The organism is uncultured Algibacter sp. (genome assembly GCF_947490405.1).
Lineage (GTDB): Bacteria > Bacteroidota > Bacteroidia > Flavobacteriales > Flavobacteriaceae > Algibacter_B.
Genome location: NZ_CANLGU010000004.1, coordinates 102,978 through 120,250, shown reverse-complemented (window position 1 = coordinate 120,250; position 17,273 = coordinate 102,978). Strand labels below are relative to the sequence as shown.

Genomic DNA, 17,273 nt, shown 5'->3' with positions numbered 1-17,273 from the left:
TTTATTGTTTTGCTTTAAGTAAGGCATTTTGTTCTTCCATTAGTTCTGTAAGCTGTGATAGTAATTCAATATCCTTAGGTGTTGCAACGGTAACGTCGTTTGTATCTTGTGCTTTTTTCTTAAGCCTATTCATAAACTTAACTACAATAAATACGGTTAAACCAATAATCATAAAATCTAAAAACGCTTCAGCTAGTGCCCCATAACCGATGGCAACTTCTTCAGTAAGAATGGAACCATCGGTTTGTTTGGTGGCTTCTTGCAAAATTATTTTCTTATTCTGAAAATTTACCCCATCCGTAAGTAAAGACAATGGCGGCAGCATCACTTTTTTTACTAAAACATCAATAACTTTATTGAATGCTGCACCAATAATAATACCTATTGCCATATCCATCATATTTCCTTTTACGGCAAATTCTTTAAACTCTTTAAATAATTTCATTGCTATCAGTATTTATGTTTTTCAAATGTAAAGATATTGTATTGAAATACTATGTATAACTGGCTTCCTGCAGAAAAAAGTTTTATCTACAATAAACATTATCATTACATTCAATAATAAATAAAATTATTATCTTAAATACTAATATTATACATTATTATTCAATTAACTAATATTTTTAATTATTAGCTTTTTAGTTAATATTTTTGGTGTTTTAGATAAATATCTATACATTTGATGTTATATTTTACGTAATAGTATGACAAGCATCATCACAGGTGATATTATAAACTCTAAAAAAAGCTCTCCAAAACATTGGTTAGAGGCATTAAAGTCTGTGCTTAATAGTTTTGGGAAAACCCCACAAACATGGGAAGTGTATAGAGGCGATAGTTTTCAACTAGAAGTCACACCAGAGCAAGCATTACTTACATGCCTACTAATAAAAGCAACTATAAAACGTTTTAACGATTTAGATGTGCGTTTAGCTATTGGTATTGGTGAAAAAACATACCAATCTGAAAATATTACAGAATCAAACGGAAGTGCGTTTGTAAATTCTGGCGAGTGTTTTGAAAATCTTGACAAAACAACACTAGCTATAAAATCATCTTTTGAGCCGTTTGATACCGCTATAAACATCATGCTAGACTTAGCGCAATTAACTATAAACAATTGGTCTAGTAAATCTGCAATTTTAGTGAAAACAACATTAGAAAACCCCGATTTAAAGCAAAACCAAATAGCAGAAATTTTAAATCGTACACAAGGTAACATTAGCCAAGGTTTAAAAAGAGCTGGTTATGATGAGATAACAAAATTATTACACTATTATCAAACCCAAATACAATCCTTATGTTAGCTTTAGCTATAAAACTTGTACTTGCCCACACCATAGGCGATTTTTTGTTTCAACCCTACACATGGGTACAACACAAAGAAACCCATAAACATAAATCCAAGTACCTGTATTGGCATATTTTAATACACATTGTGGCGCTTGTTGTAGTATTGCAGTTCAATTTTCAATACTGGTTGCTATTAATCATAATACCTGTTTCACATTATATTATCGATGTAGTAAAACTACATTTAAACACACGAATGAATCCTCGGTTATTATTTGGACTTGATCAACTCGCACACCTCATCATTATTGCTTTAGTTGTCAAAATTTATCAGCCTTACACCGTTAGTATCACACAACTTTTCACCCCCAAAACTCTACTATTTTTAACCTGTATATTAGGCGTTACAAAAGCCTCGTCCATAATCATGCGAACCATTATATCAAAATGGGATTTATCAGAATACAACAAAGACACCACCCTCGAAGATGCCGGTGCTTATATTGGCATACTAGAGCGTCTTTTTGTGTTCATGTTCATCATCACAAATCATTGGGAAGGCGTAGGTTTTCTAATAACCGCTAAATCCGTTTTCCGCTTCAGCGATTTATCTAAAGCCAAAGACCGTAAACTCACCGAGTACATCTTAATTGGCACTTTAATCAGCTTTGGCTTAGCCATCTCATTTGGCTTAGGTTACGAGTACATTTCAAGTTTAATAGAACAATAATTTGGGCGTTATGAAGGCTTGGAGCTTTTATTCATACATTTCTGTTTTATTTTTTTGAATTTATGTATTTCGCTACAAGTCCTTAGAATTCCTATTTCGAGCTATTAGGTTACACAATACAAAAAGCGAGTTAATACAATACAAATAATAATGGAAGAAATACTAAGCAAAAATCTGATTTAAATGATACTCAAGATGACTAACATAATCTTCCATTAAAAACCTTAAATCAAAACTATCACCAGTATCAAGAATAATTTTAAAACTTAGAGTTTCCTCGTTCTGAATACTAAACAAATAAAGAATTCTATTATTAATTGATTTCCAAAAATCTAATAGTTCTTTTATAGAAGCATTTTGATATCCATTAGCCTTAACTAATTCATTTTGGCTATAACTTTCAAAACTATAGGGCTTTTCTTTAAATTGAATTTCAGTAAAACGTTGCAAATTATTTATACCAGAATCTATTAAGTGTCCTAAAATTTCTTTTTTAGACCATTTATCAGGAGATGCTTTAAAAAGTAATTCAGAATCGGAATATTCTAAAATACACATACATCCTTTTTGGAGTAATTGCTGCAACTTATGTTCCAATACTTTCATATAAATTTGTTAACTACTTTTTATAATACCTTGCATACCCACGATACGCAAAAAGCCCTAAAACCGCAATTATAGCAAAAGCAATAATAATAAACTTAATACTGATAATTTGGTCACCACTAGCATAACTATGTAAACCAGCTAAGTAAAAATTAACACCAAAATATGTCATTAAAATACTGGCAAATGCCACAATAGACATCAAGTTAAAAAACCAACGCCCACGTAATCCGGGAACCAATCGCATATGGATTACAAAAGCATAAACCATAATACTAATAAGCGCCCAAGTTTCTTTTGGATCCCAACCCCAATAACGTCCCCAACTCTCATTAGCCCACATACCACCTAAAAAATTTCCAATGGTAAGCATCACTAAACCAACCGTTAGAGCCATTTCGTTAATAGTAGTTAACTCCTTGATATTCAAATCCATTTTAACTTTATTAGCCTTAGTAGTAAAAATCATAAGAATTAGAGATACGATGCCTAAAATCATCCCTAAGGCAAACGGACCGTAACTTGCTACAATTACTGCTACATGTATCATGAGCCAATAACTGTTTAAAACAGGCTGTAGGTTAGCAATAGCAGGGTCCATCCAATTCCAATGTGCTATCATTAAAATCATAGACGTTACAAATGCTGCTGCTGCTATAGTTAAATTTGAAGATTTCAAGTTAAAGAAACCAGATAACTTTGATGAAAATGATGGAGATTCTCCTATTAACTCTTTTTTATCGCTCTTACTTATACCAGTAATCAAGCCAAATAACATGGTTGACCAAGCTACGTAAATCATAGATTCGTAAGCATCACTCCAAGGTGCATGTCCAGAGATATACCAACGGACAATCAATCCAGAAGTATGCAGTAAAAACAAGCCAATAATAACAAATTTTAATACTGTTACAGAAACATTTACAAATTTGCGCTTATCGTTAAATATTTGAGCAATTAACAATATAAAAAATAAGGCTCCAGTATACATGTACCATTTATAGAGCTTCTTGAAAATGTCATATTTGTTATAAAGTACTTCTGTTCTCACTTTATCATCGCTAAGCATAACATCACCACCATATTTGTGTTGTGTTTTTTTGAAAGCTTCTAAGAGCTTTTCGGCTTCATCGAAATTACCTGTTTGTTTCGCTTGATTTAAAGTGTATAAATAAGCTCTAAATCCATTTTTAACAAAACTTGAATACAATGAATCTTTTATCACTGTCGGGTTTTCTCTGTAATCATTATAAGAAATCCACTTGTTATTATCGTCATTTGGAATTGGAAAAACTTTTAATGAGCGTCCCTCAATAGTATTAAATAATAAACTTACGCGTTGATCGGCTTCCTTAATTTTTTTCTGATAACCATTAGGGACAGTTACACTGTAAGCATCATCCAAATATGGGCTTAGTTTATAGGTTCCATCGGGGTTTATAAAATCAGTTAACGCAAACAGTTTACCTTTCTTTTTTACGCCAATTATGGTCCGTAACGAGTCGGTTTCCATAGGTCTTAAATAAATAATAGGAACATTATACCATAGTTGCGGACTTTCCTGAATAGATAAAAATACTTGATTAGCATCAAAACCCTCGTAAGTATCATGTTTACTTAACTTACGAAGCATTTCAGATGCATATGTATTTACAGGCATCATTCGCCCACTTAAATCTTGGATAACTAATCGTCCAAATTTATCAGCGTGTTCTTTAGGAGCTACATTCGCTTTTAAAATGGAATCAATTTGTGCTTTTGTAGGTTGCGAGTGGTTATGCCCATCACCTTCATAGTGTTCTTGAGCAAAACCATGTAATCCAAAACACAACACCATAACGCTAAGCAACTTAGCTTTTTTAGCTTTCACTTTTTCCAAATAGCGTTTTAAATCTCCAAATCTAGAATGTTTAGAAAACAGAATAGCCATAAGTCCAAAATATAGCATAAAATAGCCTATATAAGTGATTAAGGTCCCCCAGTAATCATGATTAACAGAGAGTATAGTGCCTTTTTCATCAGGGTCAAACCCTGATTGAAAGAAGCGATAGCCATCATGGTCTAAAATATTATTCATATAAATTTTATAATCATAATCTTCAAACCTATCATCTAAAACTGTCACTTCACTTGAATAAGCAGAATACCCGCGCTCTGTTCCCGGGTAGCGTTCTGCTTCAAAATCGTTTAATTTTAAAGAAAAAGGCAACTCTAAAACTTTTGAGCCGTATTTGAAGGCAAAATCTAAACCACCAATTTTAACGATTTTAAAATTACTATTGGTTCCTTTTCCGCCTAAAAGTCCGACACGCTGTGTTTCTCCATTTGTAGTTACATTTAACACCACACCGTCTTCATCGTTTTTAAGAAGTTGTGATTTTTGAACCACATCAAAAACACCTTTTACTACGGGTTTAGGAAATACCATTTGCATATTCCCAATTTTATAAAGCGAGCGTAATGCTAGAGGTTGCAAACTGTCTTTGTAAAGTGTCCCTTGTGCTTTAGTGGCCATAGTCATGTAACTACCTTCAAAGGGAGACTTTATATTTAAAGAATCACCTTGAAATGTAATATTTATAGCCCCGTCTGTTGGTTTATTTAAGGCAAAAAGAATGTTATGAATACTAGATACTTGACCTACTTTTAAAAAATGATTATGAGCCCCACCTGATCCGGCTTCCACTATTTTTAAATATTCTTCACCATTGTTATCTGGAATAATATCTTCCTCTGCACCTACAATAAATTTTTCTAATGTAATGGTAACTGGTTGGTCTCCATACTCGGTGTTCAATGAAAAATCGTTTTCTAACCGTCCAGAAAAATCTACTTCGCTTTCTATAAAACGTTGTTGCACTTGTCCATTAATCTGGTAATCGCCATCAATAAAAGCTGTGATGTATGTTTTTTGTGAAAGAAATGAATTTTCTGTCGCACCTTCTCTAATAGCCATCATGCCTTCAAAACTAGCATACCGAGTGATGAAAGCACCTAATAAAATAAAAATGAAAGCTAAATGCAAAATAAAAGTTGCCCACTTTTCTTTTTTGTACAGTCTGTATCTGAAAATATTTCCTGTGAAATTAATAATAAAAAATACCATGATAGCTTCAAACCACCACGCGTTATAAATTAGGTTTCTAGTGTACGGTGTTGGCGATGTATCTTGTCCTGCGTCTAAAAATGTTCCTGTTGCCATAGCAACAGCAAAAAGTATAAATAAGACAGAAGTAAGTTTAGTAGAAAAGAAAATATTAGCGAGCTTTTTTTGCATAATTTGAAGCCTTTTAAAAGGTTTTGCAAATTTAATGATTAATGTTTATTTGGAAGTGTTAAAGTGTTGTAAAAGTTAGAAGGTTCAAGTAAGATGTATAAAGATTGAAAACGGTTAATGATTGTGCTTTTACTTAGACCTTGCTTCGAAAATTTTTAGGTATATAAACGTTCCCATTTTTCTGGCGCGTCGTTTGGCGTTTTCGGCATGTTCGCCTTTAAAAAGTTCTTCGATAGTTTCAAACCAAAGATTTAGCCACAACCCAAAGTGTAACTCTGTAAGGCTATTGTTGTTTTCTTTATCGACTTTTACATGTGCTTCTAGAGGGTCTCCTTGGTATTTGTGCTCTAATTTGCGTGTCATGAACAAACTGGTTTCCCAGAATGTAGTTAGTTTTTCCAAATGCGCATCCCAATCTTTAATAACATCATTAAAAAAAGGTCCAAGTACCTTATCTTTCCTTACTTTTTTGTAAAATGATGATACTAATAAATGTACATCTGCTCTGGTTTGAATATCATACTTCATCTTTTACAAAATTAGTTTATTTAAATAACTTTTTAAGGGGTTTATACTAACATAAACTGCACAAACCGTTGCTGCAATTGGGTGCGCAAGGGATAGTAGAGGAAAGCCCACAGTAAGCACACCTTAGTGGGCTTGCGAGGACTTGCAACGGATAGCCCGACCCTTTTGGGATGCGCCCAAAAATTAATAATTCTATAGTTTTAATTCATATTTCATTAGTATTTTAGCCATATGATTTCAGTTGTGATTCTTGGTGCGGGTAATGTTGGCACACATTTATTTAAAGGGTTTAGTAAGGCAGAGGATATTTCTGTTATTCAATGGTATAACAGGAGTTTACCTACTATTCAACCATATAAGAATGTGGTTGATATTACGAATGATTTACAGGCTTTAAAAGATGCTGATATTTATATTTTAGCGGTAAGTGATGATGTGATTCCGGAGTTGTCTAGCCAACTGCCTTTTGAGGGTAGGTTGGTAGCACATACATCTGGTAGTGCCAATATTTATGATTTGGATATGAAACACAAACGAGGCGTTTTGTATCCACTACAAAGTTTTAGTAAGACCGCCAAAATGGATTTTGCTAACGTGCCAATTTGTATTGAGACAATTGATAAAAAGAGTTACCCGTTATTAAAAAAGGTGGCCCTTAGTTTGGGAAGCCCAACAAAACGTATAAACAGCGACCAAAGGCGTGTGCTGCACCTAGCGGCTGTTTTTGTGAATAATTTTACTAATCAGTTGTATAGAGTTGGCCACGAGATTACAGAAAGTGAAGGGGCAGAATTTGATTTATTGAAACCACTTATTTTAGAAACTGCAAAAAAAGTACAAGAACTATCGCCTTACAAAGCACAAACAGGTCCTGCATTGCGAAACGACAAAAAGACGCTAAAAAAGCATTTAAAAACCCTAGAGCGTGAGCAACATAAAGCTATTTATGAATTACTTACAAAATCTATTCAACAAACCCATGGAAGCAAAAAGCTATAAAGAATACCTAGAGCATATTACCACATTTATTTTTGATGTTGATGGTGTATTAACCGATGGATCGGTAATGATAACTTCTTCTGGCGAGATGTTAAGAACCATGAATATAAAAGATGGTTACGCCTTAAAAACAGCTGTTGATGCTGGTTTTAATGTGTGTATTATTTCTGGCGGATCTAATGAAGGAGTTCGGATACGCTTAAAAGGCTTAGGGATTACCGATATTTATTTAGGTGCGCATAACAAAATTGAACAGCTTGATGATTATTTTTCCAAAAAAGGTGTGCAATCTGAACATGTGCTTTATATGGGTGATGATATTCCTGATTACCCTGTAATGAAAGGTATTGGCTTACCTTGTTGCCCGCAGGATGCAGTTCCTGAAATTAAGAGCATTTCAAAATATATTTCTCATAAAAAAGGTGGTAAAGGTGCTGTACGCGATGTGATTGAGCAAGTTTTAAAAGTTCAAGACAAATGGAACGGTAATTTTGGTGCTAAATACGATTAAAAAAAACTTTGGCTAGAAATAGAAGAAGACATAGTACGGGTTTTGGGTATATTGGTTTTGGCAATAATCAAAACGTTTTTAATCAATCTACAAAAAAAGCATTTTCAACTTTAAAAGAAAAACTTAACAGTGAAACGCATTATCACTATAAAGTAGATTTTCTTCATAAAAAACTTAGCAAAACTGAAAAGAACGCTATCAAAGAACGGATAAAAAAACAAGAGAAAATTAAGTTTCAAAAAACCATAGCTGCCTTTATTGCTCTAGCTATTCCTATATTTTTCTTTATAAAATTTTTAATTAGCAAACTAGCATCAAACATGTAACTCTTGGATTTATTAAACCTTATACGCTGGAAAAACTTATTAATGATTGCTCTTATGCAGTTACTTATTAAATATGCACTTCTAGAACCTTTTGGCGTACAAACTACTTTGGATGGTTTAGGTATTTTACTTTTAGTTACAGCTACCATTTGTATTGCTGCTGCTGGTTATATTATTAATGATATTTATGATGTTGAAACAGATTTAGTAAACAAGCCAAACAAGGTTATTATTAATAAGTCTATTTCAGAAAAAACAGCTTATAATTTATTTATAGGATTAAATTTAGCAGGTGTAGCCATTGGCTTTTATGTATCTCATTTGGTTGATAGAGCGTCTTTTTTCTCCATATTTGTTGTTATTTCTATTTTACTTTATGTATATGCTTCTTATTTAAAACGTACACTTTTAGTTGGCAATATTATTATTTCTGTACTTGTAGCTTTAAGTTTAATTATTGTTGGAATGTTTGAATTAATACCAGCAATAACAACAACAAACCAATCTACCCAGATCGTATTTTTTAAAGTTATTTTTGATTATGCTTTATTTGCTTTTTCTATAAATATATTACGGGAAATAGCAAAAGATATTGAAGATATTGATGGTGATTATAAAGCGGGTATGAATACCTTACCCATAGCTATTGGTAGAGAACGCGCAAAAAACATAATAACGACATTGAGTTTTATCCCTTTGGTTGGTATTATTTTTTATGTAGTTTCAGATTTGTATAAACAGCCCATTGCTGTTGGTTATTTTTTATTATTTGTTTTAGGCCCACTTATCTACACAAGTATAAAAACCTTTAGTGCTTCAACAAAAAAAGATATGCAACATATTAGCAATATGTATAAATGGATTATGCTTTTCGGGATGCTTTCCTTACTTTTATACAAGTATGTTATTCTGGGTTAAGATTTTGTCGCGTAAAGAATCATTATAATAAGCTATCGCAGAGGTTTAAAGCACATAAGTGGAACTATTTTTTGTCACGCGAATGTGCTAAGATGCACAGTTTAAACTGCGACTGCGACTGCGACTGCGACTGCGACTGCGACTGCGACTGCGACTAAAAAAACAAAAATGCTAAACGAAAAACTAAAAGACTTCAACATTATCCTCGCCTCAGGTTCCCCTAGAAGACAAGAGTTTTTTAAAAATTTAGACCTCAATTTTAAAATTCAAGTTAAATCCGTTAAAGAAGAATATCCACCACGATTAACACATTTTGAAATCAGTAATTATCTCGCTCAATTAAAAGCTTTACCTTTTAAAAAAGAACTTTCACATAATGATATTCTAATTACCAGCGATACCATTGTTTGGCACAACAATAAAGCTTTAGGTAAACCACGGGATGCAGATGAGGCTTTCAGTATTTTAAAATCGTTAAGCGGAGTAACACACGAAGTGATTACTTCGGTTTGTTTTACGACCCCTTCTTTTGAAAAAACACTTCATAACATTACTAAAGTGACTTTTAAAGCACTATCATATGAAGAAATAAATTATTATATTAAAACCTACAAACCCTTTGATAAAGCAGGCGCTTACGGCATTCAAGAATGGATTGGACAAATTGGCGTTACAAAAATTGAAGGGTCTTACTTTAACGTTATGGGATTACCAATTCATCTTGTTTACAAAACGTTAAATACCATTGCAGAAACAACTTAGCGTTGTAAATTTATGGTATGGATACGCTATACAAATTAATAAAAGACGTAAAAGCCCAAATACTATTTTGGCTATTCGCAGGAATCATATTACTAATAACTTCTTGTAAGGAGCAAAACAAGCAAAAGGATTTAGCCATATATACAAATCTTGATAAAGAGAAGGCTATTGAAGCTTTTAAAAAATCTCCAGAATTCAATGCCTATTGGTACGCTGGAGAAGCCGAAATTTCATCCTATAAATTAGAACAAGCCCGCTATGGCGAAATTCGAGAAGGTAAAGCCGTTTTAATCTATGTAACTGAAGATTTCCTTCCAGAAATACAAGTAAAAGCAGATTATCAAAATGCTAAAAACATTGCTGTTTTAAAATTAAATGCCACAAAACACTTTAATACTGGTGTATATCCCTACACCATTATGCAAAGTACCTTCTACCCTGTTTCAAACAATAAACACGCTATAAAAGTATCAAGTTCTATGCAAGAATGGTGCGGACATGTATATACTCAACTCAATAACAGAAAGCAATTTGAAGTTATGTCGCATTCCTATTTTGAGGGTGAAGCAGACCAAAATTTTAAACTCGATAAAGCTATTTTAGAAAACGAGTTATGGACCAAACTCAGAATCGATCCAAAATCTTTACCAACAGGAAGCTTAAAAATTATTCCATCGTTGGAATATTCGCGCCTAAAACATAAAACTATTAAACCGTATCCTGCTAGGGCTACCTTAGGTAACAACACTTACACTATTAATTACCCAGAATTAAACAGAACACTATCCATAACATTCAATCCAGAATTCCCCTATGATATTGAAGCTTGGAAAGAAACCTTTAAAAGCGGTTTTGGTCCAAACTCTAAAACATTAACAACCAGAGCAACAAAACTTAAAACTATAAAAACGCCCTATTGGCAAAAGAATAGTAACAAAGACGAGATACTTAGAGAAACCCTTCAGTTAGATTAATAATGTTTCCTTTTTGGGTGTATATTTGTATTATACCTTAAAGTAGCCATTATGTTTTTTGAAAATTACCAAAACGAATTAATCATATCTGGATTTGTACTCTTATCACTATTAATCATTCGATTAATCACCCATTTTACAATCTCAAAAATCGCAAAAAAGAATGGTATAAATGAAGCCAGAATACGATTAATGAAGCGCTATATAACAGTAACTTTATTACTAATAGCAGCGCTTATAGAAGCCTTTATTTTTGGAGCCAAATTTGAAGATTTAGCAGTTGTTTTCTCATCTGTTTTTGCAATTATAGGTATTGCTCTATTTGCCATTTGGTCTATTTTAAGTAATATAACCTCGGGCATTATCATGTTTTTTAATTTTCCTTATAAGGTAGGTGATAAAATAGAAATTCAAGATAAAGACTTTCCAATAACAGCCATTATAGAAGACATCAGAGCCTTTCAATTACATTTAAGAATAGAAAATGGAGACTTAGTTACCTACCCCAACAATCTAATGCTCCAAAAACCAGTAAAACTAGTAGAAAAAGATGCCATAGATGATATTGATGATGATGATGGTGCCCCAGCCGTTTAAAAATATTCTATATCTTTAAATTAAATTTAAAATAATGCCAAAAAGAATTTATCGTTCAAAAAAAAAGTTAGGTCAAATTCCTGGAAGTGTTATTTACACAGGTGAACGATCCAAAGAAAAGCTCTTTATTGATGCCTTTGATTATACCAAGGACTTTTGTACCGAAAAAGAATTGCAATCCGTTCAAGAAAGTTTTAAGTATAAAGATACCGATTCTGTAACATGGATAAATTTAAACGGCTTAAATCACGTTGATCAAATTGAAGCCCTAGGTAAACACTACGCATTACACCCATTAGTATTAGAAGATGTTGTAAACATAGCACAACGCCCAAAAATTGATGAGTATGATGATTATATATTTGTCTCATTAAAAATGTTGTATTATGATGATGAGCAACAAATTGTTTCAGAACAAGTCAGTTTTGTATTAGGCAAAAATTATGTCCTGTCATTCCAAGAAGCCGAAGGCGATGTTTTTGATCAAGTCAGAAACCGTTTAAGGCAATCCAAAGGTCGTGTACGCAACATGAAATCAGACTATCTGTTATACGTCTTAATCGATGCCATAGTCGACCATTATTTTAGTGTTATAGAAATTCTAGGCGATAAAATAGAAGATTTTGAAACCGCCATTTTTGCAGGTAATATAGAAGATGATGTTAGTCAAAAAATCCAAAACCTAAAACGCGAAATTCTAAGAGTACGTCGTGCCATATTTCCGCTACGCGAAGTTATAAACCGCATAGAGAAAAACGAAAGTCCACTCATACAAAAAAAAACAATTACGTATTACAGAGACATTTACGACCATTTAATTCAAGTTTCAGAAAACATCGATATCTACCGCGAAATGATATGGAGTTTAATGGATATGTACATGACCACCATCAGTAATAAAATGAACGAAGTCATGAAAGTCCTCACCATAATGGCATCCATTTTTATCCCGCTCACCTTCATCGCAGGCATCTACGGTATGAATTTCGAGTACATCCCAGAGCTACGCTATAAATACTCTTACTTCATCCTTTGGGGCGTCATGATTATCATGTTTTTAGGCATGCTCTATTATTTCAGGAAGAAAAAGTGGCTTTAATTTTTTAATGCTTGGGCGTTACCACAAGGGTCGGGCTTTCCGCTACAATCTTTTGCTTTTTGTCATTCCTGCGAAGGCAGGAATCCACTAACAAACACATAGCCTAATCAAAAAGTCTCTAATCTATTTACAGAAAAGCAAAAGGATTTCCACTACAATCCCTAACGCAAAGGCTAACTATATTTCAACATTAAAATTTCATTTTTAAATAATAGAAACCACCAACTTGATTTTGTAAAAAATTTCAACTAACTTCGTTTAACGTCGGATATCAAACATTAAAACGATTTCATATCCGCGAAACATTAACGGTAATTAAAACCAACCAATATGAAAAATACAATCGTACTGCTTCTAATACTTTTTGTTTCTTGTAAACTACCTTCCGACAAGAAAACCGAAACAAAGGATACTGAATTAGAACAATTGCGGACAAGTATTGATTCACTATTTAATTCTAATATCGGAGAAAATGAACCTGGAGCAGCTATACTTGTTTCTTATAACGGTAAAATGATTATTGGCAAAGGCTACGGAATGAGGGATCTGACAGAAAATCAACCGATAACAAAAAGCACTAATATGAGGATGGCTTCTGTCAGTAAACAATTCACAGCACTAACCATACTAAAACTTGTTGATGAAGGAAAAATATCATTAAATGATTCTGTTTATTCAATTTTTCCAATAGAAACTTTTAAGGATGGAACTACAATCGAGCAATTAATAAATCATACTTCTGGAAAAGCTGACGCTGAGAAAGCATTTTTTAAAGAATGGGATTCCACAATGATAGCAAACAATAAAAATATTTTAGAATGGTATTCTAGTGAAAATCGTACAATCACAAAACCAGGAGAAAAATATCAATACAATAATGGGATATATGAATTCATTCCTTGTATTGTTGAAAAAGTGAGTGGACAAGAATTTGCTGAATTTGCAAAGAAAAATATATTCAATAAAGCTGGAATGAAAAAAACCAATTTTTTCAATCTTACAAAACCTATTGAAATTGAAGAAAGAGCATTTTGTTATGAAAAAGACAGTTTAGGTAATTGGAAAAAAATGGATGGTCATTTTTTAAATGGTCTTTTAGGAGCTGGTGGAGTATATACAAGTGTAAATGATTATTTTCAATATGACCTAGCTTTAAGAAATAAGACTATTCTTTCTGAAAAAACTCACGAAATAATATTTAAACCTAGTTCCACGAATAAACATAATGGAGTTAAACGTTATTATGCAATGGGTTGGGGTGTTACTGACAGTACTGCAACGCATACAGGAGGTTGGTTTGGCACAAATACATTTACTAAAAGATATTTAAACAAGCCTTTAACAATAGCAATATTTATGAATCGAAAAACATTATTTACCAATGACTTGGTTAAAAAGACGGATTCATTAGTTATCGAATATGTAAAAAACTACCGCTAACAACTTATATGAAAAATTGCTAGTTTTACCCTAAACCAAAGTTTGTTGCTTTGTTTGCTAGCTTCTGATTTTCCCTCGGAAAATACTCGCGCACAAACACGCAACTTTTAATATACATAAACGATGGAATCCATTCAGCGAAAAGCTGACCAAAATGGCTCCGAAACTGTGTTGCTCCCTCCCTTTTGGTTCATGAATACCATCTTCCTGCTAAACCAAATTATGAACAACCAAAAATTAACAATTGTAGCTAAAATTTTGGCTAAGCCTGAACATAGAAACCTAGTTAAAAATGAATTAATCAAACTCATAGCACCCACAAAATTAGAAAAAGGATGCATTAACTATGATTTGCACCAAGATAACGACAATGAAAACCTGTTTTTGTTTTATGAAAACTGGGAAAACAGAGCGTTATGGGAAGCACATATGAAAAACACGCATTTAGCTGAATATGCAAAAGCTACAGATGGCGCAGTAGAATCGTTTTCTCTAAATGAAATGACGCCACTTTAATAGCATCTAAACAATATAAATAAGCGTTAAATAAAAACTAAAACCAGCATAATCGCTGGTTTCTTTTTTATATTTGATTTTAGCTAAAATTCAATCATGCATAAACGCTTACTTTACTTATTTATAGGGCTTATATCAGTATCTACTACACAAGCTCAAAAACCTAAAACACCTTCATCTTCAGAAATTTACGAATCTATTCAAAAATTAAATTTTTTAGGTTCTGTATTATATGTCGCGGCACATCCTGATGATGAAAACACACGATTAATTTCATATATGGCTAACCATGTTAAAGCCCGAACCGCCTATTTGTCGTTAACCCGTGGTGATGGCGGACAAAACCTTATCGGTCCTGAAATTAGAGAGCTTTTAGGCGTTATAAGAACCCAAGAATTACTTGCCGCGAGACGTGTTGATGGTGGCGAACAACGATTTACCAGAGCTAACGATTTTGGCTACTCGAAACACCCAGACGAAACTTTAGAAATTTGGGATAAAGACCAAGTATTAAGCGATGTGGTTTTAGCCATAAGGCAGTTTAAACCTGATGTGATTATCAATAGATTTGACCACCGAAAAGCTGGACAAACTCACGGTCATCATACCGCTTCTGCAATGTTAAGTATGGAGGCTTTTGATCTTGCTAACGACAAATTGGCCTACCCTGAATTAATAAAAAATACAGGAGTATGGCAACCTAAACGTTTGTTTTACAACACCAGTTGGTGGCGTTATGGTAGCAGAGAAGCATTTGACAAAGTTGATAAAAGCAATATGATTAGCTTTGATATTGGCACGTATTATCCGTTAAAAGGGATGAGTAATAACGAGTTGGCGTCTATAGCTAGCAGTCAGCATTTATGCCAAGGTTTTGGGCGTATGTCTACTCGTGGTACACAAGACGAATATATTGAGTTTTTAAAAGGGGCACCTCTTGATGGTGCCAATGATATTTTTGCTGGCATTGATACCTCATGGAATCGAATTAAAGGCGGTAAACCTATCGGAGCAATTCTAAATGCTATTGAAGCAAATTTTGATTTTACAAACCCTTCTGTACATGTTTCCGATTTGCTAAAAGCCTACAGAATGCTGCAAAATATTGAGAATGAACATTGGAAAACCCTAAAATCAAATGAGCTAAAACAAATTATCCAAATGTGCGCAGGCTTGTATTTAGAAGCTTCCGCTGAAACCCATTGGGCAACTCAAGGCGAAACCATAAAATTAAATATTGAAGTGCTTAACCGCAGTAGCTTACCAATAACTTTACAAAGTTTAACCAATACAAGTGGTTTAAATATTCAAAAAGAGATGGTACTTGGAAACAATACAAGATTCAATTTTAAGGAAGTACTTAAAGTTGAAAACCAAGCAAAACCCACAACACCATATTGGTTGAATAAAAAAGGAAGTTTAGGCATGTACCAAGTGGATGATAAATCTCTAATTGGAAAACCCGAAACACCAAGACGCTATGCAGTTGATTTTAATTTGCTTATTGAAAATACACCCATAACATTTTCAAAGCCTGTGATTCGTCGCTTTTCAAAACCAGACAAAGGCGAAATGTATCGTCCGTTTGAAATTATACCCGAAGCTTCAGCAAAAATTAAGGAAAACGTATTCATTTTTGAAAATAATGAGCAACAAGATATCACCGTTATTGTTAAAGCTGGACGCGATCATTTAGAAGGCGATGTAGAGGTATGTCACCCAAATGATTGGCAAGTGTATCCTAAAAAGCAAAAGGTAGCTATTGCGCATAAAGGCGAAGAACAAACCTTAGTTTTTACCGTGATTCCACCGACGAATCAAAGCGAAGGATTCATCGGACCTATTGTTCATATTGGAGATAAAGATTACGCTAAAGAACTCATAGAAATAGATTACGACCACATTCCCTTTCAAACGGTATTACTACCTAGCGAAAGCAAAGTGGTGCGTTTAGACATTAAAAAACGAGGTGAAAACATAGCTTATATACAAGGTGCAGGAGATGTAGTTCCAGAAAGTCTACGACAAATTGGTTACCATGTTCGTGTTATTACTTTAGATGAAATCACCCCAGAAACCTTAAGTAGATTTGATGCAGTGGTTGTTGGTATTAGAGCCTATAACACCTTAGAGGATATCGATTTTAAACAACAACAGTTATTTAACTTTGTTGAAAATGGCGGTAACATGATTGTGCAATACAGTACATCTTACCGTTTAAAGTCTGAACAATTAGCGCCTTTTGATTTACACTTATCTAGAGACCGTGTTACGGATGAAAATGCAGAAGTTCGCTTTTTAAATCCAGATCACGAGGTTTTAAATTTCCCCAATAAAATCACGCAAACCGATTTTGAGGGTTGGACGCAAGAACGTGGTTTGTATTTTGCGGATAGTTGGGGTAAAGAATTTACACCCATTTTTTCTATGAACGATAAAGGTGAAACGCCTAAAAACGGAAGTTTACTTATTGCCAAACATGGTAAAGGCTACTACATATATACGGGTTTAAGCTTTTTTAGAGAATTTCCTGCTGGGGTTTCTGGTGCGTATCGTTTATTCGCTAACATGCTATCTTTGGGTAAAGATGACATTAAAACCGCTATTAAATTAGAAGATTGATTATGGAAAACGTACCAAAACAAAAATGGAATAAGCTTTACACTATCGTTTTGGTGGCTAACGCTTTATATTTTA

At 33.4% G+C, this 17,273-nt stretch carries 17 protein-coding genes; 13 read left to right on the top strand and 4 right to left on the bottom strand.

The window, feature by feature from the left end; genetic code table 11:
- Position 1: 1 nt before the first annotated feature.
- Complete coding sequence (gene mscL / locus Q0772_RS10205; RefSeq protein ID WP_298343919.1) at positions 2-445, bottom strand: large conductance mechanosensitive channel protein MscL; 444 nt, start codon at positions 443-445, stop codon at positions 2-4.
- A gap of 259 nt (positions 446-704) precedes the next feature.
- Here mscL and Q0772_RS10200 point away from each other — a divergent pair, with 259 nt between their 5' ends.
- Together Q0772_RS10200 and Q0772_RS10195 are read left to right on the top strand one after the other, a co-directional pair.
- Entirely contained in the window at positions 705-1,307 is a 603-nt protein-coding gene (locus Q0772_RS10200) for a SatD family protein (protein WP_298343916.1), read from the top strand.
- On the top strand, positions 1,301-2,023 hold the full coding sequence (locus Q0772_RS10195; protein WP_298343913.1) for a DUF3307 domain-containing protein: 723 nt from the start codon (positions 1,301-1,303) through the stop codon (positions 2,021-2,023). Before Q0772_RS10200 ends, Q0772_RS10195 begins: the two co-directional genes overlap by 7 nt.
- A 162-nt stretch (positions 2,024-2,185) precedes the next feature.
- Here Q0772_RS10195 and Q0772_RS10190 read toward each other — a convergent pair whose 3' ends face one another.
- The 3 genes from Q0772_RS10190 to Q0772_RS10180 form a co-directional block, all read right to left on the bottom strand.
- Positions 2,186-2,629, bottom strand: a complete 444-nt coding sequence (locus tag Q0772_RS10190; protein ID WP_298343911.1) for a DinB family protein — start codon at positions 2,627-2,629, stop codon at positions 2,186-2,188.
- Between the two features lie 13 nt (positions 2,630-2,642).
- Complete coding sequence (gene ccsA, locus Q0772_RS10185) at positions 2,643-5,906, bottom strand: cytochrome c biogenesis protein CcsA (RefSeq protein WP_298343908.1); 3,264 nt, start codon at positions 5,904-5,906, stop codon at positions 2,643-2,645.
- 129 nt (positions 5,907-6,035) lie between these two features.
- Positions 6,036-6,434, bottom strand: coding sequence for a group III truncated hemoglobin (locus Q0772_RS10180; protein WP_298343905.1), 399 nt, complete (start codon positions 6,432-6,434; stop codon positions 6,036-6,038).
- Between the two features lie 231 nt (positions 6,435-6,665).
- Between Q0772_RS10180 and Q0772_RS10175 the strand changes: the two genes are divergently transcribed.
- From Q0772_RS10175 to Q0772_RS10125, 11 genes are all read left to right on the top strand, one after another.
- On the top strand, positions 6,666-7,433 hold the full coding sequence (locus Q0772_RS10175) for a Rossmann-like and DUF2520 domain-containing protein (RefSeq protein ID WP_298343902.1): 768 nt from the start codon (positions 6,666-6,668) through the stop codon (positions 7,431-7,433).
- On the top strand, positions 7,414-7,944 hold the full coding sequence (locus Q0772_RS10170) for an HAD-IIIA family hydrolase (protein ID WP_298343897.1): 531 nt from the start codon (positions 7,414-7,416) through the stop codon (positions 7,942-7,944). Before Q0772_RS10175 ends, Q0772_RS10170 begins: the two co-directional genes overlap by 20 nt.
- Before the next feature lie 8 nt (positions 7,945-7,952).
- The gene (locus Q0772_RS10165; protein ID WP_298343894.1) at positions 7,953-8,270 is read left to right on the top strand and encodes a hypothetical protein; all 318 of its coding nucleotides are present in this window, start codon (positions 7,953-7,955) and stop codon (positions 8,268-8,270) included.
- 3 nt (positions 8,271-8,273) lie between these two features.
- Positions 8,274-9,188, top strand: coding sequence for a geranylgeranylglycerol-phosphate geranylgeranyltransferase (locus Q0772_RS10160; protein WP_298343891.1), 915 nt, complete (start codon positions 8,274-8,276; stop codon positions 9,186-9,188).
- Between the two features lie 168 nt (positions 9,189-9,356).
- The gene (locus Q0772_RS10155; protein ID WP_298343888.1) at positions 9,357-9,950 is read left to right on the top strand and encodes a Maf-like protein; all 594 of its coding nucleotides are present in this window, start codon (positions 9,357-9,359) and stop codon (positions 9,948-9,950) included.
- A 17-nt stretch (positions 9,951-9,967) separates the two neighbouring features.
- Positions 9,968-10,924, top strand: coding sequence for a septum formation inhibitor Maf (locus tag Q0772_RS10150; RefSeq protein ID WP_298343886.1), 957 nt, complete (start codon positions 9,968-9,970; stop codon positions 10,922-10,924).
- A 51-nt stretch (positions 10,925-10,975) separates the two neighbouring features.
- Positions 10,976-11,521 (top strand): mechanosensitive ion channel domain-containing protein, encoded by a 546-nt coding sequence (locus tag Q0772_RS10145; RefSeq protein WP_298343883.1) that lies wholly within the window; start codon positions 10,976-10,978, stop codon positions 11,519-11,521.
- Between the two features lie 34 nt (positions 11,522-11,555).
- Positions 11,556-12,620, top strand: coding sequence for a magnesium/cobalt transporter CorA (gene corA / locus Q0772_RS10140; RefSeq protein WP_298343880.1), 1,065 nt, complete (start codon positions 11,556-11,558; stop codon positions 12,618-12,620).
- A 330-nt stretch (positions 12,621-12,950) separates the two neighbouring features.
- Positions 12,951-14,060 carry a serine hydrolase domain-containing protein gene (locus Q0772_RS10135; protein WP_298343878.1) on the top strand — a complete coding sequence of 370 codons (1,110 nt, stop codon included), beginning with the start codon at positions 12,951-12,953 and terminating at the stop codon, positions 14,058-14,060.
- A gap of 222 nt (positions 14,061-14,282) precedes the next feature.
- Positions 14,283-14,576: a putative quinol monooxygenase gene (locus Q0772_RS10130; protein WP_298343876.1), complete on the top strand. Its 294-nt coding sequence runs from the start codon at positions 14,283-14,285 to the stop codon at positions 14,574-14,576.
- Between the two features lie 96 nt (positions 14,577-14,672).
- Entirely contained in the window at positions 14,673-17,198 is a 2,526-nt protein-coding gene (locus Q0772_RS10125; RefSeq protein WP_298343873.1) for a PIG-L family deacetylase, read from the top strand.
- The last annotated feature ends 75 nt before the right edge of the window (positions 17,199-17,273 follow it).